This is a genomic window from Yoonia sp. 2307UL14-13 (assembly GCF_037572755.1).
Classification (GTDB): Bacteria; Pseudomonadota; Alphaproteobacteria; order Rhodobacterales; family Rhodobacteraceae; genus Yoonia.
Genome location: NZ_JBBIFZ010000001.1, coordinates 1,110,082 through 1,134,437 on the forward strand (window position 1 = coordinate 1,110,082; position 24,356 = coordinate 1,134,437).

General features: G+C 59.4%; 27 protein-coding genes and 2 tRNA genes. 8 read left to right on the forward strand and 21 right to left on the reverse strand.

What is annotated here, in order from left to right:
• Window positions 1-19: 19 nt before the first annotated feature.
• Genes V8J85_RS05705 through V8J85_RS05715 form a run of 3 tightly spaced genes read right to left on the reverse strand, consistent with a single transcriptional unit; the run spans window position 20 to window position 3,720 of the window.
• Window positions 20-655 carry an exopolysaccharide biosynthesis protein gene (locus V8J85_RS05705; RefSeq protein WP_339952716.1) on the reverse strand — a complete coding sequence of 212 codons (636 nt, stop codon included), beginning with the start codon at window positions 653-655 and terminating at the stop codon, window positions 20-22.
• A gap of 20 nt (window positions 656-675) precedes the next feature.
• On the reverse strand, window positions 676-2,508 hold the full coding sequence (locus tag V8J85_RS05710; protein ID WP_339952717.1) for an ABCB family ABC transporter ATP-binding protein/permease: 1,833 nt from the start codon (window positions 2,506-2,508) through the stop codon (window positions 676-678).
• A 57-nt stretch (window positions 2,509-2,565) separates the two neighbouring features.
• Window positions 2,566-3,720: a LysM peptidoglycan-binding domain-containing protein gene (locus tag V8J85_RS05715; protein WP_339952718.1), complete on the reverse strand. Its 1,155-nt coding sequence runs from the start codon at window positions 3,718-3,720 to the stop codon at window positions 2,566-2,568.
• A 99-nt stretch (window positions 3,721-3,819) separates the two neighbouring features.
• Here V8J85_RS05715 and V8J85_RS05720 point away from each other — a divergent pair, with 99 nt between their 5' ends.
• Window positions 3,820-4,374 (forward strand): LOG family protein, encoded by a 555-nt coding sequence (locus tag V8J85_RS05720; RefSeq protein ID WP_339952719.1) that lies wholly within the window; start codon window positions 3,820-3,822, stop codon window positions 4,372-4,374.
• Here the strand turns inward: V8J85_RS05720 and V8J85_RS05725 are convergent.
• The 9 genes from V8J85_RS05725 to V8J85_RS05765 form a co-directional block, all read right to left on the reverse strand.
• Window positions 4,369-5,340 carry a threonine ammonia-lyase gene (locus tag V8J85_RS05725; RefSeq protein WP_339952720.1) on the reverse strand — a complete coding sequence of 324 codons (972 nt, stop codon included), beginning with the start codon at window positions 5,338-5,340 and terminating at the stop codon, window positions 4,369-4,371. The genes V8J85_RS05720 and V8J85_RS05725 overlap by 6 nt on opposite strands.
• A gap of 65 nt (window positions 5,341-5,405) precedes the next feature.
• Window positions 5,406-5,855: a host attachment family protein gene (locus V8J85_RS05730; protein ID WP_339952721.1), complete on the reverse strand. Its 450-nt coding sequence runs from the start codon at window positions 5,853-5,855 to the stop codon at window positions 5,406-5,408.
• The gene (locus tag V8J85_RS05735) at window positions 5,848-6,018 is read right to left on the reverse strand and encodes a hypothetical protein (RefSeq protein WP_339952722.1); all 171 of its coding nucleotides are present in this window, start codon (window positions 6,016-6,018) and stop codon (window positions 5,848-5,850) included. Before V8J85_RS05735 ends, V8J85_RS05730 begins: the two co-directional genes overlap by 8 nt.
• A gap of 112 nt (window positions 6,019-6,130) precedes the next feature.
• Window positions 6,131-6,730, reverse strand: a complete 600-nt coding sequence (locus tag V8J85_RS05740; RefSeq protein ID WP_339952723.1) for a superoxide dismutase — start codon at window positions 6,728-6,730, stop codon at window positions 6,131-6,133.
• 62 nt (window positions 6,731-6,792) lie between these two features.
• The gene (locus V8J85_RS05745; protein ID WP_339952724.1) at window positions 6,793-7,638 is read right to left on the reverse strand and encodes an alpha/beta fold hydrolase; all 846 of its coding nucleotides are present in this window, start codon (window positions 7,636-7,638) and stop codon (window positions 6,793-6,795) included.
• Between the two features lie 63 nt (window positions 7,639-7,701).
• Entirely contained in the window at window positions 7,702-8,268 is a 567-nt protein-coding gene (locus V8J85_RS05750) for a sarcosine oxidase subunit gamma (protein ID WP_339952725.1), read from the reverse strand.
• Window positions 8,261-11,323: a sarcosine oxidase subunit alpha family protein gene (locus V8J85_RS05755; protein ID WP_339952726.1), complete on the reverse strand. Its 3,063-nt coding sequence runs from the start codon at window positions 11,321-11,323 to the stop codon at window positions 8,261-8,263. Before V8J85_RS05755 ends, V8J85_RS05750 begins: the two co-directional genes overlap by 8 nt.
• On the reverse strand, window positions 11,320-11,649 hold the full coding sequence (locus tag V8J85_RS05760; protein ID WP_339952727.1) for a sarcosine oxidase subunit delta: 330 nt from the start codon (window positions 11,647-11,649) through the stop codon (window positions 11,320-11,322). Before V8J85_RS05760 ends, V8J85_RS05755 begins: the two co-directional genes overlap by 4 nt.
• 84 nt (window positions 11,650-11,733) lie before the next feature.
• Window positions 11,734-11,973: a hypothetical protein gene (locus V8J85_RS05765; RefSeq protein WP_339952728.1), complete on the reverse strand. Its 240-nt coding sequence runs from the start codon at window positions 11,971-11,973 to the stop codon at window positions 11,734-11,736.
• Between the two features lie 170 nt (window positions 11,974-12,143).
• Between V8J85_RS05765 and V8J85_RS05770 the strand changes: the two genes are divergently transcribed.
• Complete coding sequence (locus V8J85_RS05770) at window positions 12,144-12,299, forward strand: hypothetical protein (RefSeq protein ID WP_339952729.1); 156 nt, start codon at window positions 12,144-12,146, stop codon at window positions 12,297-12,299.
• 76 nt (window positions 12,300-12,375) lie between these two features.
• Here V8J85_RS05770 and V8J85_RS05775 read toward each other — a convergent pair whose 3' ends face one another.
• Window positions 12,376-12,603: a hypothetical protein gene (locus V8J85_RS05775; RefSeq protein ID WP_339952730.1), complete on the reverse strand. Its 228-nt coding sequence runs from the start codon at window positions 12,601-12,603 to the stop codon at window positions 12,376-12,378.
• A 64-nt stretch (window positions 12,604-12,667) separates the two neighbouring features.
• The gene (locus tag V8J85_RS05780) at window positions 12,668-13,912 is read right to left on the reverse strand and encodes a sarcosine oxidase subunit beta family protein (RefSeq protein WP_339952731.1); all 1,245 of its coding nucleotides are present in this window, start codon (window positions 13,910-13,912) and stop codon (window positions 12,668-12,670) included.
• A gap of 194 nt (window positions 13,913-14,106) precedes the next feature.
• Between V8J85_RS05780 and ccmI the strand changes: the two genes are divergently transcribed.
• From ccmI to V8J85_RS05795, 3 genes are read left to right on the forward strand one after another with little or no spacing between them, the layout of a single operon-like run.
• Window positions 14,107-15,300, forward strand: coding sequence for a c-type cytochrome biogenesis protein CcmI (ccmI, locus tag V8J85_RS05785; RefSeq protein WP_339952732.1), 1,194 nt, complete (start codon window positions 14,107-14,109; stop codon window positions 15,298-15,300).
• Window positions 15,297-15,773, forward strand: a complete 477-nt coding sequence (gene ruvX / locus V8J85_RS05790) for a Holliday junction resolvase RuvX (protein WP_339952733.1) — start codon at window positions 15,297-15,299, stop codon at window positions 15,771-15,773. Before ccmI ends, ruvX begins: the two co-directional genes overlap by 4 nt.
• Window positions 15,770-16,009, forward strand: a complete 240-nt coding sequence (locus tag V8J85_RS05795; RefSeq protein WP_339952734.1) for a DUF1289 domain-containing protein — start codon at window positions 15,770-15,772, stop codon at window positions 16,007-16,009. The genes ruvX and V8J85_RS05795 overlap by 4 nt, the downstream gene beginning before the upstream one ends.
• Before the next feature lie 66 nt (window positions 16,010-16,075).
• Here the strand turns inward: V8J85_RS05795 and V8J85_RS05800 are convergent.
• A tRNA-Val gene (locus tag V8J85_RS05800) sits at window positions 16,076-16,151 on the reverse strand.
• A 42-nt stretch (window positions 16,152-16,193) separates the two neighbouring features.
• Window positions 16,194-16,778, reverse strand: a complete 585-nt coding sequence (locus tag V8J85_RS05805; RefSeq protein WP_445285870.1) for a histidine phosphatase family protein — start codon at window positions 16,776-16,778, stop codon at window positions 16,194-16,196.
• A gap of 163 nt (window positions 16,779-16,941) precedes the next feature.
• Between V8J85_RS05805 and V8J85_RS05810 the strand changes: the two genes are divergently transcribed.
• A complete protein-coding gene (locus V8J85_RS05810) occupies window positions 16,942-17,838 on the forward strand; it encodes a 5'-methylthioadenosine/S-adenosylhomocysteine nucleosidase (RefSeq protein ID WP_339952735.1) in 897 nt (298 codons plus the stop codon).
• 1 nt (window position 17,839) lies between these two features.
• Here V8J85_RS05810 and V8J85_RS05815 read toward each other — a convergent pair.
• The 5 genes from V8J85_RS05815 to V8J85_RS05835 form a co-directional block, all read right to left on the reverse strand.
• Window positions 17,840-17,914 (reverse strand) — tRNA-Val (locus tag V8J85_RS05815).
• A gap of 13 nt (window positions 17,915-17,927) precedes the next feature.
• Complete coding sequence (locus V8J85_RS05820) at window positions 17,928-18,236, reverse strand: HU family DNA-binding protein (protein ID WP_339952736.1); 309 nt, start codon at window positions 18,234-18,236, stop codon at window positions 17,928-17,930.
• Between the two features lie 114 nt (window positions 18,237-18,350).
• Window positions 18,351-20,756, reverse strand: a complete 2,406-nt coding sequence (lon, locus tag V8J85_RS05825; protein WP_339952737.1) for an endopeptidase La — start codon at window positions 20,754-20,756, stop codon at window positions 18,351-18,353.
• 205 nt (window positions 20,757-20,961) lie between these two features.
• Window positions 20,962-22,128, reverse strand: a complete 1,167-nt coding sequence (gene tgt, locus V8J85_RS05830) for a tRNA guanosine(34) transglycosylase Tgt (protein WP_445285871.1) — start codon at window positions 22,126-22,128, stop codon at window positions 20,962-20,964.
• Window positions 22,097-22,384, reverse strand: coding sequence for an SH3 domain-containing protein (locus V8J85_RS05835; RefSeq protein WP_339952738.1), 288 nt, complete (start codon window positions 22,382-22,384; stop codon window positions 22,097-22,099). The genes tgt and V8J85_RS05835 overlap by 32 nt, the downstream gene beginning before the upstream one ends.
• 310 nt (window positions 22,385-22,694) lie before the next feature.
• Between V8J85_RS05835 and V8J85_RS05840 the strand changes: the two genes are divergently transcribed.
• Window positions 22,695-23,057, forward strand: coding sequence for an SUF system Fe-S cluster assembly protein (locus V8J85_RS05840; protein ID WP_339952739.1), 363 nt, complete (start codon window positions 22,695-22,697; stop codon window positions 23,055-23,057).
• 84 nt (window positions 23,058-23,141) lie between these two features.
• The gene (locus V8J85_RS05845) at window positions 23,142-24,356 is read left to right on the forward strand and encodes a glycerophosphodiester phosphodiesterase family protein (RefSeq protein WP_339953075.1); all 1,215 of its coding nucleotides are present in this window, start codon (window positions 23,142-23,144) and stop codon (window positions 24,354-24,356) included.

The following is a 24,356-nucleotide window of genomic DNA, read 5'->3' on the forward strand; positions in this document are numbered from 1 at the left end:
CGACGCAGGGGCAATCGCCCTAGACCGCCTCGGCAACTCTGCTGACAACAAAGATCGGAATGACCGGCACCAATGGGAACGTGGCAAGGCCGACGATCGCGAACAAACCGTCACGTGCCAGAATGCCGATGGCGATCAGGGCGACACCGGCCCCCACGATTGACGACGACAGCGGGACAAGCTCCAGAATGGGAATCGCCGCTGCGAAAAAAGCGCAGATCAGGTAAAGGACCCGGTTTGCGGGTCGTTTGACCAGGAACGTCAAGCGTTGTCGGGTCGCCCGGTCAAGCCAGTACGCGATCCGACGCAAGGCGTGGGTTGCATCCTGGGTCCGCTTGGCGGGAAGGACGCGGTTACCGACAAAGCCAGGCAGCCACAATTCAGATCGCCCCATGACGCCCTGAACGGCGATGACAAGGATCAGGAATCCGCAAAACGTCGAAAACAAGGGTATGCCACTGAGCGGGGACATCACCAGCAAAGCCGGTACTGCCAGAACGGGCGCAATACCTGCGCTGCCGAAAGCTGCCAGGATATCGCTCGTCCGCGTTCGACCCTTGGTCACAGTCGCATCCAGCGTGTCGATGATCTGCGTCACCGGTGCAGCCTGCGCCATTTCCTTGCCCTCATCCATGCTGATGGATGTATACATCATCCACTTTATTACAACGCGGATCAGACCGTTTGGTTCACCGCATCTTCCTCAGACTGGCGGTTCCAAAGATGCGCATAGCGACCTTCGCGGGCAAGCAGGTCGTCATGACGCCCTTCCTCGATGATCTGACCACGTTCCAGCACGACGATCCGATCGGCATCCGCGATGGTCGACAAACGGTGGGCGATCGTGATCACCGTCCGGCCTTCGCCCATGGCTTTCAGTTCCGCCTGAATCTCCATTTCCGTCTCGGTATCCAAGGCGCTTGTCGCCTCGTCCAAGAGCAGGATCGGCGGGTTCTTCAGCAAGGTGCGAGCGATGCCCACCCGCTGCTTTTCGCCGCCTGACAGTTTCAAACCGCGTTCGCCGACAGTGGTCTGATATCCGTCCGGCAGGCTTGTCACGAAATCGTGGATCTTGGCAGCCTTCGCCGCAGCGACGATCTCCTCCTCACCCGCATCGGGACGGCCATAGGCAATGTTGTAGTGGATCGTGTCGTTGAACAGGACCGTATCCTGCGGGACGACACCGATCTGCGCATGCAGGCTCTCTTGCGTCACATCCCGCACATCCTGCCCATCGATCAGCAAGGCACCGTCGTTTACATCATAAAACCGGAACAACAGTCGCCCGATCGTCGACTTCCCCGATCCCGATGAACCGACGATAGCCACCGTCTGGCCGGGCGGAACATCCAGCGTGATCCCGTTCAGGATCGGGCGTTCCGCATCATATCCAAAGGCCACATCGCGCAATGTGACGTGACCGCCCTTGACCTGCAGATCCTTGGCTCCCGGCTTATCCTGCACCTCTGCCGGTTGCCCCAGCAGATCGAACATATCGCCCATATCGATCAGCGCCTGCCGGATTTCGCGATAAACCGTCCCGAGAAAGTTCAGCGGCATGGTGATCTGGATCATATAGGCATTGACCATCACGAAATCGCCAACGGTCAGATCGCCGCGCTGCACGCCAACGGCTGCCATGACCATCACCGCGACCAGACCGCCAGTGATCAGCAAAGATTGCCCGAAATTCAGAAACGCCAGCGAATAATTCGTCTTGATCGCAGCCCTTTCGTAATTCTGCATGGCCATGTCATAGCGATCGGCCTCCCACGTCTCGGCCCCGAAATATTTGACCGTCTCGAAATTCAGCAGGCTGTCGATGGCCTTTTGGTTTGCATCGGTATCCTGATCGTTCATCTCCTTGCGGATTTTCACCCGCCATTCGGTGACTTTGAACGTGAACCAGACATAAAGCGCGATGGTCAGGGCCACGACCGCCAAGTACCAGACATCGAACAGGAAAAAGAGGATGACCGCGATCATCAGCAGCTCCAGCACCAGCGGCCCGATGCTGAACAACAAAAAGCGCAACAGAAAGTCCACACCCTTTACCCCGCGCTCGATGATCCGGCTCAGACCTCCGGTTTTGCGGGTGATGTGATACCGCATCGATAGACGGTGAATATGGGTGAAAGTCTCTAGCGCCAGTTGCCGCAATGCGCGCTGCCCGACCCGGGTAAACACCACATCGCGCAACTGCTGAAAACCAACCGTCATCAGGCGCGCAAACCCATAGGCCAGTGTCAGACCGACCGCCCCCAAGCCCAGAATAGTCGCGGTATCCGCTCCCTCTGGTGCCAGCGCGTCAACCGCCTGTTTATACAGGATCGGCGTCGTCACCGCGATCAGCTTGGAAATCACAAGGACAGCCAACGCGAGCATCACCCGCCGTTTCACCCATCCCTGCCCCTCAGGCCACAGATAGGGGGCCACCTTGCGAATGACCGACCACCCCTGAATTCGGTTGTCGTCGAAATTGGCGGCGGTCTTGGTCAGTCCACGCATCTGGCACTCCGGCTGGCGAGCCACCTACGTAGGAGGCCAGCACCGGTTTGACCAGACCTACTGGCCGATATCCGGGATACGAAAGATCTGACCGGGATAGATCAGGTCGGGGTCCTTGATCAGGTCGGCATTCGCCTCGAATACGGCGACATAAAGGATGCCGTCGCCAAGGTTCTCTTCAGCAATCGCCCAAAGCGTGGCACCCGGCTGGACGGTCTTGACGGCGACTTCAAAGCCCTCGCGTGCGGTCTCTTCCGCCAGAACAGCCGCGACATCATCGGCTTCTTCACGTTTGAAGGGGGTTTCGATGCGCGAGACGACGGCGCCTTCCTCATCCACCTCATCGATGCGCAGCGTATAAACGCCCGTATCGATGTCCGGCAGGCCGATGCGCCAGTCGCCGCCCTCTTCGACGGGCGACGTCGTCACCGGTTCGTTGTCCAGATAGATCTGAACCGCGCCGTCACCGACAGCACGGCCCGACAGCAGGACATCGCCCGCGGGATCGTAGGTGATCGCGTCCAGCACGACGTTCTGATCCACAATAGCCGCGGCAGCGCTCGGCGCGGCCTGGACGACGCGAATGCCATCGGCATCAGCCTGCAGAACAGTTGGCAGGGTCGGTGGACCCCCTTCTGCCGCGCCAAGGGTCGGCGTGGCGCTGCTGACGGCGCCAGCCGTATCCTCATCAGACAGGGTTGGCGGTGCCTCGGCAGCGGCGGTCAGTTCTGGGCCTGCGGGTGCCTCTGGCAGGTTCGACGGGGGCGGCGGTGCAGCAATAGGTGCCACGATATAGGTCACCTCGGACTCAATAGCGGCCCCATCAGGGTCAGCGAGCAGCGACAGGATGCGCGGCTTTTCTGACGGACCAGCCACCGGAAACGCGACAAAGGACCCAGCATCGTCCGCCGTCACGCGCTCGATCGCCGCGCCTGCCAACAAAATATCAACGATCTGGCCCGGTTCGGCCCGGCCCGCGACAACCATGCTGCCATCCGTTTCGACCCTGAAGGTATCGAACCGGGGCGGTGGCGGGCCAGCGACCTCCGTCGCGGCGGTTTCGGGCTCAACGGCGGCAACCGGATCGGTTGCGGGCGCCATTGGCTGCGAACGAAACATCGGCAACAGGACAAACGCACTGACACCCAATGCCAGCGCCGCGATAACACCCGCAGCAATCCGCGTGGCGTTTGATTGTTCTGCCTCACTCACCTGCATATCCTCGATGATGGCCGCGCCCGGCCAATGGTTGAGGCAGCATAGCAACCCCGCTATGACCGGTCAAAATCAAGTCTTTGAGAAGGTGTCACAATGGCCACAGTCACGAAATCGGTCTGCGTTTATTGCGGATCACGCGACGGCGGCGCGCCCACCTATGCCGCGGCGGCAGAGGAAACCGGCGCAATGCTTGCCCGCAATCACTGGCGGTTGGTCTATGGGGCGGGCGATGTAGGACTGATGGGGCGCGTCGCGAATGCGGTACAGCGTGCTGGCGGGAACACGTTCGGCGTCATCCCGACGCATCTGCTGGACTGGGAAGTCGGTAAGCGGGACCTGGACAGCTTCGTGATTACCGAAACCATGCACGAACGCAAAAAAGTGATGTTCATGAATGCCGATGCCGTGGTGGTGCTGCCCGGCGGCGCGGGGTCACTGGATGAATTTTTCGAGGCGCTGACATGGCGGCAGTTGGGGCTGCATGCGAAACCGATTTTTCTTCTCAACATCGATGGCTTCTGGGAGCCGCTCGATACACTGCTTCGCCACGTGGTCGACCAAAGCTTCGCGGGCGATGATATCCTGTCGTTCGTGACGTCGGTCGACGATGTGGCCAGCCTTGAGACAGCGCTGACGCAGGCGTTATAGGTCCGCGATCAGGGTCCGATACCGATCCATTGAGATGTTCGACCCGCAGGCGATAATGCCCACGTGCCGCCCTGCCAGATCATCGCGCAACGGTCCCAGAACAGCAGCCAATGACGCGGCGCAGGCAGGCTCTGCCGTGATCCGCAGGTTGTCCTGATACAGCTGCATCGCCTGCAGCATCTGATGGTCCGAAATGCGGACGACGCGATCAGTGTAAGCCCGCGCGATCTCGAACGTGTAATGCATGGCCAAGGGCGCGCCCAGACTGTCGGCGATCGTCGCGACGCGATCGATCGCGACCGGATGCCCGGCCTTTAAGCTGCGCGACAGGCTGTCGGCACCCATGGGCTCTACCCCAATCACCTGCGCGTCCGGTTTGACCTGTTTGATCGCAGCGGCCATACCGCTGATCAGACCCCCACCGCCAACCGGCACGACAAATGTATCCACCTCCGGCGCCTGCTGCATGTATTCCACCGCACAGGTCGCCGCACCAAGAACCATATGCGCCGCCTCGAACGGATGAATCAGCGCACGCCCGCCAGCGGCGGCGGCATTCATGGCGGCAAAGGCCTCAGCCATATCGTCATACAATTCGATGCACGCGCCCAGCGTTTTGCACCCGGCGATCCGTGCCGGGTCCGTCGCGCGGGGCATCGTGATCAGCGCATCGACCCCCGCCTCGCGCGCCGCCCAGGATACGGCCAATGCGTGATTGCCGCCGCTTGCGGCGACAACACCGGCCACCCGCTGATCGTCGGTCAGACCGCGCAGGCCCAGCAACGCGCCGCGTGCCTTGAACGACCCGGTTTGCTGGAACAATTCCAGTTTCACCGCAACGCCCGCGCAATCCGGCAGGACGCCATCCCAGCGGGCCGATGTCAGCGGCAATACGGGTGTTTCTATGATGCGGTCACGGATCGCATCTGCTGCCGCCTTGATATCGTTAAGAGAAGGGCCAGGCATTTATCATCCAAAAAAAGACCCGCAGGGTGTCCCATGGGTCTTTGATCATGTCCAGTGAGTGACCGTCAGGCCAGTTCGGCCTTCACGATTTTCTCAATCTCGATCAAGGGATGGTTGGTGAGGGTCTTGTCAATCTCAGCCACCACTTTATCGCTGACCTCTTGATGCAGTTCATCACGCAAATCACCAAGAACGGCAGGCGACGCGACCAGAATGATATCGTCAAAATTGCCCTTATGCGCATGACCATACAGAAGGTCGGCGATATCCGCCGCGAACCGCTCTTTCGCCAGTTCGTGCCAATCGGTATCATCGACTGCCGATTTGTGGCCCGGGCCGCCATCGTGCATGCGGCCGGGACGATTGGCGGATTGTTCGTAATCGGACGGGTTGTCCTGCGTCTCTTTCTTGACGACCTTCAGATGTGGATCCTCATGGTCGGTTTCGTTCTCCAACAGCAGGGCTTTCTCGCTGTCGGCGACCAGAACCCACGTACCTTCCCGCAACTTAGTCATTGGCGGCATCCTCGGTCAGCGGAATATCTTCGTGATCACCGCGGACACGGCTGACACCGCTGATGCCCTTGTCAAAATCGTCGCCCTTACCGTGCGCGCCCGGCACTTTTTTATCCTTTTCAGGGTTTTTCGGATGGTTTTGGGATTGATGACGCTCCGCCATGTGCGATCCTCCTATTGCTTTCACAGGATCAACCGATCAAAGGCGCCTTCCGTTCCAATGAAAACGCCCGCCGCGATCTGCGACGGGCGTTTTCACTCGCATTTTTTGCGGGTCACATGCGCGATGCGACGTTTTCCCAATTCACGAGGTTATCAAGGAAATTCTGCAGGTAAGCAGGACGTTTGTTGCGGAAGTCGATATAGTACGAATGCTCCCACACATCGCAGCCCAACAATGCCGTCTGGTCGAAACAGACCGGATTCACGCCGTTTTCGGTCTTGGTGACTTTCAGGCTGCCATCGGTGTCTTTCACCAGCCACGCCCAGCCGGACCCGAATTGGCCGGCACCAGCAGCGCTGAATTCTTCCTTGAACTTGTCGACCGAACCAAAACTCTCGGTCAGGGCACTCTCCAATTCGCCCGGCATCTTGCTGCCGCCGGGGCCCATCATCTCCCAGAACTGGTTATGGTTCCACAACTGACTGATATTGTTGAAGATACCGTTTTGCGCCACGGCATTGGGGTCGTATGTGCCCTTAATGATCTCTTCGAGGGATTTACCCTCCCACTCGGTCCCTTCAATCGCCTTGTTGCCATTGGTCACATAGGCGTTGTGGTGCAGGTCGTGGTGATACTCCAAGGTCTCTTTCGACATGCCATTGCTGGCCAAAGCGTCATGTGCATAGGGAAGATCAGGAAGTTCAAAAGCCATGTCTCATATCTTTCCGAGTTAGGGACTGTCTATGATCGTAAATGTCATATGAAGACCTAAGGTCAAGAGCCACCAAAAGGTTCCGGTTCAAGTTCAGCAAGGTCTGTCGGTGCGGCAGACGCCGGAACGACCTGCCTTGCCGGTCCGAACTGCAACCACCCCCGCAATGCCTTATCGAATGCGGACGGACTCTCAAGAAACGGTAAATGCCCCGCATCCAGCAGACATCCCTGCGCACCAGACGCTGTCTTGATCAACTGCAGCTGATGTTCCGGCGGCACGACATGATCGCGCCGTCCGACAATACCCAGGATGGGCACGTCGATTTCGGCAAGATCATCCAGAATGCTGGTCTTCAATACCCAATTCGTCATGCTGCGCAGCGCCTCGGTATCGCATTTCTGTAAGGTCACGCGCATTTCATCGGGGACGGTCGACGCTGCCTCAGCTGATGTGGCAAGCTGCAGCCCCACTTCGAATGATCGGCGGGATGCCAGCCACATCCGCCATCCGATGGAGAACGCGGTCGGACCCAGCACGTCGCTGGCGAGAATACTCTGTTCGACCATCACAGCCTTGCCACGATGACCGCAGGTCAGGCTACCGACCAGCACCAGACTGTCCACTCGCCGCGGATATCGTTTCGCAAGGACCAGACCCAAAAGCCCGCCGGTCGAGTGGCATACCAAGGTCACCTTATCCGTCAATCCAGGCGGGAAGATCTTTGCCGCGGCGCGCTCGACCCAGCGATCAACATCAAAAATAACACGATCGGTCGGATCATGCCCGCCCAGTTCAAGACAAACCAATTCAGATATGGGCAACTCCAACCGCGTAATGGTCGGCTGCCAAATCGCCGATGTTTCGAAAAGACCCGGAATAAAGGCGAGTGGCTTATTTTTGCGCATTGAATGTCCTGAGGTAACCTCAAAAAACACCCTGCCCGGCTATTGGTTCCATGACCTTGGCGGTCAGATCAGGTGGTCGACACGCCCGGCCCGAGCGCCATTTGCCAACAGGCCGAACACATATTCTGCCACCGATCGAAAACAGACGACATGAAAGGTCTCATCATCCCGCATCCAGAACGCTGCCGCGACCTGTCCCAACTTCGACCGGCGAAAGTCGCCGGGAACAAACACATCCGGATGCAGGTCAACCGGCGTCAGCTTCGCCATGACCTCGCGGGCAAAGGTGCCTTCTACGGTCAGGACGGCCCGCGCGTCCGAGACGTTCTCGGCCAGATAATGGGTCCCTGCCAGCGCCGCGTCGATTGTCGCCAACGTCGCCGCGACGTCCGCGTAAGGCACAAATACCAACAACTCATCCGGCGACATCCAGCACAGGCCATTGTCGCCCGCAACCTCGGCCTTGCGCTGCTCCGGGAAAGCGACGCCTGTCACGTCCGTGCAAACCCTGCGCAGTTTCTTGTCCGTCAGATCACCGCGCAGGGTGATCATCCCTTGCAATCCGGCGTCCCGCACTGTGACCTCGCCCGCCTCCACCTTGCCATTTAACGCACTGACGGAATTAGACATTCTGTTTGTCTCCGTCTTTGTCACATAAAACTGGATCAATGATCTTTGCCTTTGTGGTCGTACCGTCCAGATTGCTGAACAAAAGTGTCTCCCCGATCCGATCAGGGCCGTGTCGAACCAGCCCCATGGCGATGCCACGCTGCAGATTTGCGGACCAGTACGTCGAAGTGACACGACCGCAGGTCTTCGCCTGGCCATTGGCGTTCGACTCTGTTGCAAGCTGCGCCAAATATTCATGATCCCGCTCGTCTTTGGGAACTTCGACATCAATCGCGTAGGCACCGACCTCTAACACTTCGCCGCCTTCAGCCTCCAACCCCACCAGTTTCCACCGATCCGGGTCCGCCATCGCGCTGCGCTCGTGGGCCCGCTTACCCAGATAATCATCCTTCTTCTTCGACAGCGCCCAGTGCAGGTTCAGGTCTTGTGGAATAACCGTCCCATCGGTCTCATCCCCGATCATGATGAACCCCTTCTCGGCCCGCAGAATATGCAACGCTTCGGTCCCGTAAGGCATCACACCGAACTCTTCCCCGGCCGCCATCAGCGCTTCCCAAAAGGCGCGGCCCTGCCCGGCCGACACAGCAATCTCGTAACTCAACTCGCCCGAGAAACTGATCCGGAACACCCGCGCATCAAAGCCGCCAATCTCCCCCTCGGCCCATTGCATGAACGGCAGCGCCTCACGCGATACATCCATGCCACCCAGCTTCTCCAGCACCTTGCGCGCATTGGGGCCGACAACCGCGACCTGCGCATATTGCTCGGTCACGTTGGCGACATAGACCTGCCAATCCCACCATTCGCATTGCAGCCAGTCTTCCATATGCGCGTGGATGTGATCGGCGCCGCCGGTCGTCGTGTGGCACAGCCATGTGTCGTCGGACATGCGGGCGACAACACCGTCATCCATCAGAAACCCGTTTTCAAAGCACATCAGCCCATAGCGGCATTTGCCCACCGGCAAGGTCGACATCATGTTGGTATACATCATGTCGAGGAACCTGCCTGCATCCGGCCCCTTCACGATCAGCTTGCCAAGGGTCGAGGCATCCAGCAGCCCCAGGTTCTCGCGCGTGTTCTTCACCTCGCGATTGACGGCATACTCCACGCTCTCGCCCGAGCGGAGATAGGCATAAGGCCTGCGCCACTGGCCCACCGGCTCATTCTCCGCCCCGTTCTCATTCGCCCAGTCCGAAATCGGCGTTTTACGCACCGGCTGAAACAGATCACCCCGCGCTTCGCCAGCAATCGCCCCCATGGAAATCGGGGTGTATGGCGGGCGGAACGTCGTCGTGCCAACCTGCGGAATATCTTCGTTCAACGCATGAGAAAGCGTCGCGAGGCCGTTGATATTACTTAGCTTCCCCTGATCCGTTGCCATGCCCAGCGTCGTATACCGCTTGGCATGTTCGACACTCTCGAACCCCTCCTGCGCGGCCAGCTGCACATCACTGACCTTCACGTCGTTCTGGAAATCCAGCCAGGCCTTGGCGCGCAAATCGTGCGTGGCGCCCTGTGGCATCATCCAGACCGGGGCGATCGGCTCTGCGGCCACACACGCCCCCAGCGGTGCCTGCCCACCCTTGCGCATATGCCCCGCGGCCTTGGCCGCCGCACGGCCAGCGGCCCAGCCATCGCCCACGACCTCGGCAGTGAACAGATGGCCATTGGCGATCCCCGCAGCCGTCACAAAGGTCTCACCCGCCGCCCCGGTCGGCGCCCGTTCGGCATCCGGCCGGAACATCACCTGATCGGCATCCCAAACCAGCTTGCCGCCGCAATGCGACCACAGATGCACAACCGGAGACCAGCCGCCAGACATCGCGACACAGTCGCAATCGATCTCTTCCAGCACTCCGCCCTCGCCCGCCTGCGCACAAAGCGAAACGCCGGTCACGCGCTTGCCGCCTTTGACCTTCGCGATCGCCTTGCCCGTCTCGACCCGGATACCGGCGGCACGCGCCTGTTCAGGTAGTGTACCCGTCACGACGGGCCGTGCGTCAACGATCACCGGCACATCCAGCCCTGCCTCTTTCAGCGCCAAGGCGGTGCGGTATGCATCGTCGTTGTTGGTCACAACAACGGTGCGGTCGCCCGGCGACACCCCATAATCGACCACATAGTCGCGGACGGCAGAGGCCAGCATGACCCCCGGCACATCATTGCCCGCAAAGGACAATGGCCGCTCGATCGCCCCCGTCGCGGTGACGATCTGTTTGGCGCGGATACGCCATAACCGATGGCGCGGGCCCTCAGCCTCTGGCCTGTGGTCGGTCAGCCGCTCATAGGCCAGCGCATAACCGTGATCATAAACCCCCGCGCCCATGCAACGTGTCCGCACATCTACATTCGGCATCGCCTGAAAAGCGGCAACGGTCTGCGCGACCCATTCCGCCGCAGGCATCCCGTCGACCTGCGCACCATCCACCACGGCCCGACCGCCCCAATGGGGCGTCTGTTCGACCACCAGCACCCGGGCACCACGCTCGCCCGCCGCCTGTGCGGCGGCCAGACCTGCGATCCCGCCACCGACGATCAGAACGTCCACATGCGCATGGAAATGCTCATACGTATCCGCGTCCCGATCTTTTGGCGCCTTGCCCAGACCCGCCGACTGGCGAATGAACGGCTCATAGACATGCTTCCAGAACGGGCGGGGATGGATAAACATCTTGTAGTAAAAGCCCGCGGGTAAAAACCGGGCCAACCGCGCATTGATGGCACCCACATCGAACGCCAGGCTGGGCCAGCAGTTCTGCGACTCGGCGCGCAACCCGTCGAACAGCTCTGTCGTGGTAGCACGCTGGTTTGGCTCGAACCGGCCACCCTTGCCTAGATTGACCAGCGCGTTGGGCTCTTCCGCACCACTCGCGACGACACCGCGCGGACGGTGATACTTGAAGGACCGGCCCACCAGCATCTGATCATTGGCCAACAGGGCCGACGCCAAAGTGTCCCCTGCAAATCCCTTGAAATGTTTGCCGTCAAAGGTGAACGATACCTGCTGCGCACGATCGATCATACGGCCCTGTCCAGCCAGACGGGTACTCATGAAAATTCTCTCCATGACCAGCCGGAACGCTTGGCGGCAACCGCATTCTTGATCTCTTGCGGCGGTTCGGTCGTTTGTGCCGGATAGGTCCCGAACACCTCGAGCGTCGCGGTACACCGCGCGGCCAGAAACCACTTGCCGCAGCCATAGGCATGGCGCCAGCGTTCGAAATGCACCCCCCGGGGGTTTTCACGCATGAAAAGGTAACCTTCGAAATCCTCGTCCGTCGATCCCGGACCATAGCGCTTAAGATGCGCCTCACCCCCGCCATGTAATTCGGTTTCATCGGCATCGACGCCGCAATAAGGGCAATGCAGGATCAACATGGGCACACCCCTTTGGCAGATGGCCACGCACAAAGGGCGGACGCATCGCTGCGCCCGCCCCAAGCGGTTCTAAGGTGAGTGGCCTTATTCTGTTGCTGGCACAGCCGGTGCGGCTGGTGCGGTTTCTTCAACTGCGGGCGCCGTACCATCGAGGGCCGGAGCCGTCTCTGACTCTGCCGCGCCGATCGCCGCAGGATCTGTGGTCGTCTCGACCGATCCACCAGCGAAAAGCGCGTAAAGCAGGACAAGAACAACAATGACTGCGGCAACGATAAACCCGATACCGCCGGCACTGCTGGTCTTTGATTGGGTATAGTCAGCCATGAGCATTCCTCCATTTCAGATAGGGCCATAAAAAAGCCACAATTTTCCAAAATGGAAACATTGGCGGAAATCCTCCGGTATTTTCGGCCAATCATGGCCAAATCCGCCGATTTCAATGGGCTAACCTCCGCCGGGGTCGCATTTTTTGACGGGATTGCTACCTTTATTGCATGGAATTGCTGCTGATCATCATTGGGGGAATACTCACCACAGCGATCATCTTTATGATGATCGACTGGGCACGGGGGCGAGTCGGCGACGATGACGTCGATCCATTCGATCAACGCAGACGGGATGAGACGCGGCGACGGCAAAGTCGACGCTGAGATCATGACGAAAGAAATCCCGCCAACACACAATATGGCATTGGCGGGATCATCGTGATCAGAAATATATCGTAAGTCAGTTGCCGTCGTCGCTGATCGCTTCGGCACCATCTTCGACCGCTTGTGCGGCATCTTCGGCAGCTGCACCGGCACCTTCGACGGTGATGTTGAGGTCTTGACCACCATCCGCATCGCCATCGGCGAACATGACATAGGCCATGACGGCAACGACAACGACAAGGATTCCGACGAGAAAGGCCAAACCTGTATTGCCGGAAGAGTTTTGCGTGGTTTGATCGGACATAGCGTATCTCCTTTGTATTCCGCGATTGCAGACCAAACACGCCACCCCTGTCGGTGGTTCCCTCTCAATGTGCTACCCCCGCCGCGACGCTTTCGTCGATGAACTTGCCGGCACGGAACCGGAACATGCTGAATTCATCGGCCAGGGGCGATGCACCCTTGACCATCAATTCGGCCATCGCCCAACCAGAACCGGGGATCGCCTTGAAACCGCCCGTGCCCCAACCGCAATTTACGAACACATTCTCGACCGGCGTTTTCGAGATGATCGGCGACCGGTCCCCGGTCATATCCACGATCCCGCCCCACTGTCGCAGCATCTTGAGGCGGCTGATCATCGGGAACGTCTCGACCAGCGCGCGCACGGTTTCCTCGATATGGTGAAATGAACCGCGCTGGGTGTAATTATTATAGCCATCGGCGCCGCCCCCGATCACCATTTCGCCTTTGTCGGATTGGCTCATGTAACCATGAACCGTATTCGCCATCACGACGACATCCATGCAGGGCTTGATCGGTTCAGACACAAGCGCCTGCAGGGCCACGCTCTCGATCGGCAAACGGAATCCGGCCATATCCGCCAGGACCCCGGAATGACCGGCCACGACGATCCCCAGCTTGTTACAATCGATCGCACCTTGGGTTGTATCCACCCCGACGACTTTGCCGCCTTCCCGCCGCACGCCGGTCACTTCGCATTTCTGGACCACATCCATGCCCATGTCCGAGCATGCCCGCGCATACCCCCAAGCCACCGCATCGTGGCGCGCGGTACCACCACGGGCCTGCCAAAGGCCACCCAGCACCGGATAGCGGCGACCGTCCAGATTGATGATGGGGCACAGTTCTTTCACGCGCTGTGGGCCGATCCATTCGGTCTGCACGCCCTGCAACGCATTCGCCTGCGCCGTCCGCTGATAGCCCCGGATTTCGTGCTGCGTCTGGGCCAGCATGATCACGCCGCGCGGACTGAACATGATGTTGTAATTCAAATCCTGGCTCAGCGTCTCGTATAGACTACGCGATTTTTCATAGATGGCAGCCGATGGATCCTGCAGATAATTCGACCGGATGATCGTCGTGTTCCGGCCCGTGTTGCCGCCCCCCAGCCAGCCCTTTTCAAGGATGGCGACATTCGTGATCCCGAAATTCTTGCCCAGATAATACGCCGTCGCCAGCCCGTGCCCGCCGGCACCGACGATAATCACATCATAACGCTTCTTCGGCGGCCGCTTTGCCCAGGCCCGCTCCCAGCCCGAATGCTGGCGAAAGGCTTCGCGTGCGATGGCAAAGGCGGAATACTTTTTCATCCGATGCGACTCTCCACGAGGTCCGATGGGCTTTGCATGGTTGTGAACCCTCACTGCCATGGCTTGGCCACTGACAGCGGCGTCCCGCAGATCATTTACGACATAGGCACACCAACATGAATAGCCGCATGGTCGCAGGGTCTTTCCAGCGCCCGACCGCGTCGTTACTTAGACGAAACGGAAAGGAGCGATAGATGCTGTTCTGGATTGTCTGCGGGGCGATGTCGCTGGCGGTGCTGGCCACGATGGTCATGCCATTGTTGCGACCTGCCGCAGCACCGACCGAAAACCCGGATATCGCCATCTACAAGGCGCAACTCGCTGAAATCGACCGTGATATCACACGCGGCCTGCTCTCCGAAGGCGAGGCCGAACAGGCGCGAACCGAAGTCGCCCGCAGGCTATTGGCCGCAAACCAAACCGAGGTCGCGATCGGCAAAACGGGCATATCACGCGGCTTCGCGGTGACGGTGGCCGCGGCGACCCTGGCCATCACCTTGGGCACCTACTGGACCATCGGCGCACCGGGCTATCCGGACCTGCCGCTGGCTGATCGGCTTGCGCAAAGCGACGAAATGCGTGCCAATCGGCCATCACAATCCGCGCTTGAAAACGCAGCGCCCGTACCGCCGGCGATCGACGCACCGCGGGAATATCTCGACGCTGTCACGGAACTCCGCACCGTCGCGCCCACCCGGCCAAACGATCTGCAAGCCTGGCAGCTACTCGTGCGGCACGAGGGTGAACTGCGCAACTTCGCCGCCGCCGCCCGCGCGCAGGAACAGGTGATCGCGATCAAAGGGGACCAGGCGGATACCGAAGACCGACGGCTACGGCTCGACCTTATGGTCACCGCCGCAAATGGCATTATCTCGCCCGAGGCCGAGGCGCTGGCCCGCCAAATCCTCGACACCGATCCCGAACACCCCGCCGCACGCTTCTATCTGGGCGCGATGTTCGACCAGACCGACCGGCCTGACATCGCCGTGCGGCTGTGGCGGGACATGGCGGAAAACGGAGATCCGACGACCTTCCACGTCACCCGCGCCCGTGAGCTGATCGAAAACGCGGCCTTCCGGGCGGGGCTGGAATACACGCTCCCAGAAATCCGGGGGCCTTCTGCATCCGATATCGCCGCTGCCCAAGACCTTAGCCCCGAAGAACAGGCTCAAATGATCAGCGGCATGGTCAGCGCGCTGTCCGACAGGCTCGCGACGGAAGGCGGCACATCCCGGGACTGGGCACGCCTGATCACCGCGCTTGCCGTTCTGGGCGATGAAACCGGCGCGCGCGAAGTCTGGGTCGAAGCGCAAGAGGTCTTCGGCACCAGCGAACGCGACCTGACCGTCATCACCGAAGCCGCCGCCGCGGCGGGGCTGACCGAATGATCTGCCACACGCCCGAAGACTTCGCGACCGAACTTCCGCCGCTGGGCGCCGTCGCGGGGCTCGACCTTGGCACGGTGACGATCGGCGTTGCGATCTCGGACAGCATGCGCGGTATCGCCACCCCTGTCGAGACGATCAAGCGCAAGAAATTCGGGCTGGACGCCGCGCGGCTTCTGCAAATAACGACCGACCGGCTTGTCCACGGCATCGTGCTCGGTCTGCCCTTCAACATGGATGGCAGCGAAGGCCCGCGCTGCCAGTCCACCCGCGCCTTCGCGCGCAACCTCGAAAGGTTGACACCGCTGCCGATCACATTCTGGGACGAACGATTGTCGACGGTCGCCGCCGAACGGGCGCTGCTGGCGGCGGATACGTCACGGAAGCGTCGCGCAGAGGTCATTGATCATGTAGCGGCGACGTATATCCTCCAAGGACTGCTGGACCGACTGATGCATATGAAAGGCACGATGTGACCAAACCCGAAAATACCGATCACATCTGGGCACGGGCCGAAATCGAAAGCCCCTGCATCAAGATCTGCGTGATTCATTCCGAAAGCCGACTGTGCACCGGCTGCCTGCGCAGTATCGACGAAATCAGCGCATGGTCGCGGATGACGCCCGAAAACCGTAAAACGGTGATGTCCGAACTCCCCAACCGGAAAATCGCCCAACGCCGCGGTGGCCGTAAATCAAAGTCTTCGAAATGAAGACTTTGTGACATGCCAGACTTTTCGTTACGAAAAGTCTTACGACACCAACCTGGGAATGAAAAATGGTGGGTGATGAGAGACTCGAACTCCCGACATCTTCGGTGTAAACGAAGCGCTCTACCAACTGAGCTAATCACCCGACCCGCGCTGCAATAGGGGATTCCCGATTGCGATGCAAGCGTCAGACCAGCTCCGTCTGCGCGCCATCTTTCAGGTGAAACACATTCCCCTGCCCACCCGGCATATTGGCCAAAGCATCCCGGCCCAAACCCAGTGACAAACACCGCAACATCCGCGATGTGATCCCATGGGTCACGATCACAACGGGCCCGGCCAAATCCGCCAGAAACGCACGACAGCGCTGCTCCAGCCCGGCGAACCCTTCGCCGCCCGGCGCATGCTCATACAATGCCAACGGGCCGTCCGGACCATCCACAACGGGCACATGCACACGCAGATCATCGCGGACCTTGCCCTGCCATTCCCCCACCCCGATCTCGCGCAAACGGTCATCGGTGCGGATCAGCGGAATCAACGGGGCCACCGCAATCGCCGCTGTCTCGAACGCACGCCCCTGCGGGCTGCTCAACGCAGCGAAGCCATCCAAATCCAGCCCACTCAGCAATTCGCCTTGTCGGGCCGCTTGCGCCCGGCCTTTCTCGGTCAAAGGAGAGTTCAGCCCCCCCTGCATTCTGTTCTCGGCATTCCAAACGGTTTCACCGTGGCGAAGGATATAAAGTTCGGGAAAATCAATATGCTGTGCCATACCGCTACTCTCACCGATCAGCTGGCAAAGGCAAGCGCTGCTGGCAAATTATGCAACGTGATTAAATGTTGGACATCCCCGAACCGTGTCCATTCTGGCACGAAGGCGTGATCTTGACTGGCAGCGCCCAGCGCACACTGTTTCAAAAAACAAGGAGGACACGATGCGTCTGCTACCCCTACTCGCCCTCACCGCCCTGCCCGGCCTTGCCCATGCCGAACTCTTGGACGACACGCCGCGTATCGCACTGATATCTGCCTTTCCACCCGAATGGATCGCGCTGCAGGACGGATTGATCGACGCGACCGATCACAAACTGAACGGCGTTACCTTCATTACCGGGCGGATGGAGGGCAAACCCGTGGTCCTCTTCCTCTCTGGCGTTTCGATGGTAAACGCTGCCATGACAACGCAACTGGCGCTGGACCATTTCGACATCACCGCCATCGCCTTTTCCGGCATTGCAGGCGGAGTCGATCCAAACCTGTCGATCGGCGACGTGGTTGTACCCGCGCAATGGGGCAAATACCTCGAAGGGGTCATGGCCCGGGACACCAATGATGCATTCGCGATCCCGCCATGGATGAGCACCGATTACGAAGGCCTTGGCATGATCACGACCGTGCCTTTCGGCGTCACGACGGCCCGCAGCGAAGACCTCGACCGGCGCTTCTGGTTCGACACCGACCCCGACCTGCTCGCCACTGCCAAAGCCGTCGCCGCCGACATGACGCTTGCCGATTGCAACGCCGACAATGCCTGTCTCAGCGACCCGCCGCAGATCATCCTTGGCGGCAACGGAGTGTCAGGATCATTCTTCGTCGACAACGCAGACCTGCGGGAATGGGCGTACACGACGTTCGACGCACAAGTACTGGATATGGAAAGCGCGGCTGTCGCGCACGTGGCATACGCCAACGAGGTGCCGTTCATCACTTTCCGGTCGCTATCGGATTTGGCCGGTGGTGGCGACGGCGCCAACGAGATGAATACATTCATGTCACTCGCTGCCAGTAACGCCGCCAGCGTCATGCGGGCCTTCGTTGGGGCGATGGAATGAATGGTGGGTGATAAGAGATTTGAACTCCTGACATCTTCGATGTGAACGAAGCGCTCTACCACTGAGCTAATCACCCGACGTTGGGTGATCTAACCATCCTCGCCCGCATCCGCAAGACCCGACGGGGGCTGACGTGACGCATCTTTGGGCGTCCGCAGCTTCAGCGTCATGACCTGTGCACCATCAGCGAGGTCCTTGGTCTTGACCACACGCAGTTTGCCCAGTGGCGGCAGCACGACCTCATCCCCGCGGGCCAGCGCTTCGCCCAAAACCGCCAGGCTCGCCTCGACCGCTGGCTTCACGTCGCGCTTTTTGAGGTTCGTGCGGGCGACGACCTGTTCAAGCAAGTGGGGTTTCTTGAAACGCGGGTCGTGCGCGTCGTCATTTGTATCGGTCATGAGGTTTCCTTTTTCCATGTGATCGGTGGGTGGGTCGAGACCCACCTTACGGGCTGCGCGTTCAAAAGAAAAAGCGCGCCCGGCAGGGCGCGCCTTTAAATCTTTGGCGATGGCTCAATGGGTCCGTGCGCCTTCGCCCTCACCCTTGGACTTCAGCGCGGCGGCGGCAGCTTCTTCTGCCGCCTCATCCCACTCGATTGCCTCGGGCTTGCTCACCAGCGCATGCTCCAACACCTCTGACACGTGACGCACGGGGATGATGTTCAGCCCGTCCTTTACGTTATCCGGGATCTCGGGCAGGTCCTTGGCATTATCCTGTGGGATCAGCACGGTCGTGATCCCGCCGCGCAACGCGGCCAGCAGTTTCTCTTTCAAACCACCAATCGGCATCGCGTTCCCGCGCAACGACACCTCGCCTGTCATGGCGATGTCCTTACGCACCGGGATGCCGGTCAGAACCGATACGATCGACGTCACCATGGCCAGACCAGCCGACGGCCCGTCCTTCGGTGTCGCCCCGTCCGGTACGTGCACGTGAATATCGATCGTATCGAATTTCGGCGGCTTCACCCCGATCTCGGGCGCGATGGACCGCACATAGGACGACGCCGCATCAATCGACTCTTTCATGACATCGCCCAGTTTCCCGGTCGTCTTCATCCGACCCTTCCCGGGCAGGCGCAGCGCCTCAATATTCAAAAGGTCACCACCCACCGACGTCCAGGCCAGACCCGTGACAACACCAATCTGATCCTCTTCCTCGGCCAGACCAAAACGGTGCTTTTCAACGCCCAGGAAATCGGACAGGTTATCGGCATTCACCTCAATCACCTCGGCCTGCTTGCGCACGATCTGCGTCACGGCCTTCCGGGCGATCTTGGCTAATTCCCGCTCCATGTTCCGCACACCGGCTTCGCGGGTATAGACCCGGATCATTGCCGTCAGCGCGTCGTCAGAGACCGAGAATTCCTTCGGCTTCAACCCGTGGTTCTTCATCACTTTGGGCAACAGATGCTGCCGCGCGATCTCGCGCTTTTCATCCTCGGTGTAACCGGCCAGCGAAATGATCTCCATTCGATCCAGCAAGGGCCCCGGCATGTTGTAGCTGTTCGCGGTGGTCAGGAACATCACGTTGGACAGGTCGTATTCGATCTCCAGATAGTGATCAACGAATGTCGCGTTCTGTTCCGGGTCCAAAACCTCGAGCATCGCCGACGCCGGATCACCCCGGAAATCCTGCCCCATCTTGTCGATCTCATCGAGAAGGATCAGCGGATTCGTCGTCTTCGCCTTTTTCAGCGCCTGAATGATCTTGCCAGGCATGGACCCGATATAGGTCCGGCGGTGACCGCGAATCTCAGATTCATCCCGCACACCACCCAGTGAGATGCGGATAAACTCACGCCCCGTCGCCTTGGCCACAGATTTACCCAAAGACGTCTTACCGACACCCGGAGGGCCGACAAGGCACATGATCGGGCCTTTCAGCTTTTTCGAACGCTGCTGCACGGCGAGATATTCAACGATCCGTTCCTTGACCTTCTCGAGGCCATAATGATCGGTATCCAGAATATCCTGCGCGCGGTTCAGGTCCTTCTTGGTGCGTGATTTCGTGCCCCATGGCACCGCCAGTATCCAATCCAGATAATTGCGGACAACCGTCGCCTCGGCGGACATCGGCGACATGTTCTTGAGCTTTTTCAGCTCTGCATCCACCTTCTCGCGTGCCTCTTTCGACAGCTTGGTCTCTTCAATCTTCGCTTCAAGCTCGGCAACCTCGTTCTGGCCGTCCTCGCCATCGCCCAGTTCCTTCTGGATGGCCTTCATCTGCTCATTCAGATAATATTCGCGCTGGGTGCGCTCCATCTGGGACTTCACGCGGGTCTTGATCTTTTTCTCGACCTGCAGAACAGACATTTCACCCTGCATCAGGCCAAAGACCTTTTCGAGCCGTTCGGACACCGACAGCGTTTCTAGCAGCCCCTGCTTTTCATCGACCTCGATTCCCAGATGACCGGCCACCAGGTCAGCCAGTTTCGCAGGCTCGGTCGCTTCGCCAACCGCAGCCATCGCCTCTTCCGGGATGTTTTTCTTGATCTTCGCATAACGCTCGAATTCGGCCGAAACATTGCGTACCAGCGCTTCCAGCTCGGTCGGATCGCCTGGAATTTCCGTCAGGTACTCGCAACCCGCTTCGAAAAACTGATCGTTTTCGATGAAATGGGTGATCCGCACGCGGCTGCGCCCTTCGACCAGTACTTTCACTGTGCCATCAGGCAGCTTCAAAAGCTGCAGCACATTGGCCAGCACACCGGCCTTGTAGATACCTTCCTGATCAGGATCGTCCTGACCGGGATCGACCTGGCTCGACAGCAGGATCTGCTTGTCGTCCTGCATCACCTCTTCCAGGGCGCGGACAGACTTATCACGGCCCACGAAAAGCGGCACGATCATATGCGGGAACACCACGATATCGCGCAGCGGCAGGACGGGATAAGACGAACTCAACGGTTCTTGCATGATTTTTTCCTTTTCTGGCAAAACGCATCGGCCCCGCTTGGCGGCAGCATGATGCGTTTCCTCATGGCTTCAACATGTGGGGTTGGGTGAAATAGTTTCAACCGGACATGCCGTGGTGGTTTGGCGCATGGTGCCTGCGAAGGCAGGCAGTCGCAAGGGAGGAAACACCGAAATGCCTAACGTCTGCTTAGCACATGACCTTCGGTCATAGCGGATCGATATCGCCCTGCGCGCGACCCGCATGAAACGCGGCCTCCCACGCCGCAAACGTCCCAGCCGCAATCGCATCCCGCATCCCCGACATAATCTCTTGAAAATAATGCAAATTATGCCAGGTCAGCAGCATCCCTGAAATCATTTCGTGCGCGCGGAACACGTGGTGCAAATAGGCGCGTGAATAATCACGGCAGGCCGGACAGGTACATGCCTCATCCAAGGGCCGCGGATCATCCGCATGCCGCGCGTTCTTGATGTTCACAACACCGCGACGGGTAAACACCTGCCCGGTCCGGCCAGAACGTGACGGCAGCACACAATCCATCATATCGATGCCACGCTTGACCGCGCCGACGATATCATCCGGCTTGCCCACCCCCATCAGATAACGCGGCTTGTCGACGGGTAGCTGATCGGGCGCATAATCCAGACAGCCGAACATCGCCGCCTGGCCCTCACCCACGGCGAGACCACCGACCGCATAGCCGTCGAATTCGATCACGCGCAAAGCTTCTGCCGATTGCGCCCGCAAATCCTCTTCCAAACCACCCTGCTGGATACCAAACAACGCATGGCCGGGCCTGTCGCCAAACGCATCGCGTGACCGCTGTGCCCAACGCATCGACAATTCCATGCTCTCCGCGATCCGCTTGCGATCCGCAGGCAGCGCCGGGCATTCGTCAAAACACATCACGATGTCCGAGCCCAAAAGCCGCTGAATTTCCATCGACCGCTCCGGCGTCAGATTATGCTTCGACCCGTCGATATGGGACTTGAATGTCACCCCTTCCTCGTTCAGCTTTCGCAGATCAGACAGCGACATGACCTGAAATCCACCGCTATCCGTCAGGATCGGCTTACCCCAATTCATGAACTTGTGCAGGCCACCCAACCGATCAATCCGCTCGGCAGTCGGGCGCAGCATCAGGTGATACGTATTGCCCAGCAGGATATCCGCACCCGTCGCCGCCACACTCTCGGGCAGCATCGCCTTGACGGTGGCGGCCGTCCCAACCGGCATGAAGGCAGGCGTGCGAATGTCGCCGCGCGGGGTATGGATCACCCCGTTGCGGGCCTTGCCATCGGTGGCGTTCAGCGAAAATGAAAACCGATCGACCACGCCGCTACCGCTCTGAAAGGTAATCGGCAGAAACATAGCCGGTGACCTGCGGCGCGTCTGCCAATGACACTTCGCACCACAACTGCCCCAACTCCGTCTGGCAATCGCGGCGGATCAGGCGGGTGCCATCCGGCAGGCCATACTGAATATTGTACTGCAAACTCGGACCAGACCGCAGTTTCAACAACTCACCGGCCCCAACGCCGCGGACGACAACCACGTCACCTCCAACGGAAGTACATGCACCCGCCAGACCAAATCCAACGATGCTCGCCAAGATACGATGATTCATCACACTGCCCTCATTTTTTCTCTGGCTTAAATGGAGAGCGCAAAAATTGACAGAGGGCGAACTGGCAGAGTGCAGCATTATTCGACGGCGATGCATCTTTCGTTGCCTTGCTTCAAGAATGTGGACGATGTGATCATCCAAGCCGATCCGATCACAACGCCGGATGTCAGAACCGGGGAAACAGCGGTCAGCAATCCGGCAAAATTGCCATACATACATTCGACGCGACGCCGACACCCGGCAGATCGTCCCCCTTTACGCCCAGCACCCCTATCCCTATATCTTCGCTCAGGATTAGGGGTGAACCGCCATGACCGACACCAACAGCCAACTCGAAGGCGCGCCGATGATCGCGCCATCGACCACCGACCATCCGCTTTACGAGGATATCGTACAGGCCTGTCGGTCCGTCTATGACCCCGAGATTCCGGTGAATATTTATGATCTTGGCCTGATCTATACCATTGATATCAAAGACGATAACGCCGTGAACGTCACGATGACACTCACCGCGCCCGGCTGCCCCGTCGCTGGTGAAATGCCCGGGTGGGTCGCCGACGCGATCGAACCTCTGCCAGGCGTCAAACAGGTCGATGTGGAAATGACATTCGAACCGCAATGGGGTATGGACATGATGTCCGACGAGGCGCGCCTCGAACTGGGCTTTATGTAAGCCTTTGGAAATTCGTCATTAATTCGTAAAGTTTTCGTTACAATCTCGCGTCACGCCGGTCCCGTTAATCAATAGGGGGCGATGATGACTCGCGTTTCACTGACACTTTCACTGGCCTTGATGGGCACGACCGCGCTGGCCGAAGGCCACGCAGAACTGGGACTGACCTACGGGCCACGGCCCGCGTTCCTGATCGGCCAGATGGCCGACAGCGATCTGAAAACAAAGCTGCAATCCTGCCAGGGCCAGACACCGGCACGCTCGGATTTCTCTATCGGGCACCGCGGCGCACCGCTCCTTTTCCCCGAACACACGGTCGAATCCAACGTGGCGGCCGCGCAAATGGGCGCAGGCATCCTCGAATGCGACGTGACCTTCACCGCCGACCAGGAACTGGTCTGCCGCCATGCGCAGAACGATCTGCATACGACCACGAACATCGTCGTCACCGATCTGGCCGAGAAATGCACTCAGCCCTTTTCGCCCGCATCCGGCGACACACCTGCCGCTGCCGAATGCCGGACGTCCGATCTGACACTGGCCGAATTCATGACGCTCGCGCCCAAGATGGACGCCGCCGACAGCAGCGCAACAACGGCCGAGCAATACTTGGGCGGCACAGCAGACTGGCGCACGGACCTCTACGTGAACGACACCACGCTGATGACCCATGCGGAATCCATCGAAATCTTCCGCGACCTCGGCGCGAAATTCACACCAGAGCTGAAATCCCCATCGGTCGACATGCCCTTCAACGGCTTCAGCCAGGAAGATTATGCACAAAAGCTGGTCGATGAATACAAGGCCGCAGATGTCCCGGCTTCTGACGTTTGGCTGCAATCCTTCGACCTTAATGACGTCCTCTACTGGATTGAAAATGAACCGGAATTCGGTGCACAGGCCGTTTATCTGATGGACGAATACGACATCGAAGGCTACTCTCCGCTGGACCCGGCCACTTGGCCCAACACCATGGAAGAACTGAAGGGCATGGGCGTCAACTACATCGCCCCGCCGCTCTGGATGCTGATCACGCTGGAAGATGGCGAGATGGTGCCATCTGCATTGGCCATAGCCGCGAAAGAGGCCGATCTTAAGATCATCACGTGGACGCTCGAACGCTCCGGCCCGTTGGCCGGCGGCGGTGGCTGGTACTACCAGACAGTGACTGAGGCCATCGATACGGACGGCGACTATTTCGAGGTGCTCGACGTCCTCGCGCAGGATGTCGGCGTCGTCGGGGTGTTCTCGGATTGGCCCGCGACAACAACCTATTACGCGAACTGTATGGGGCTCTGA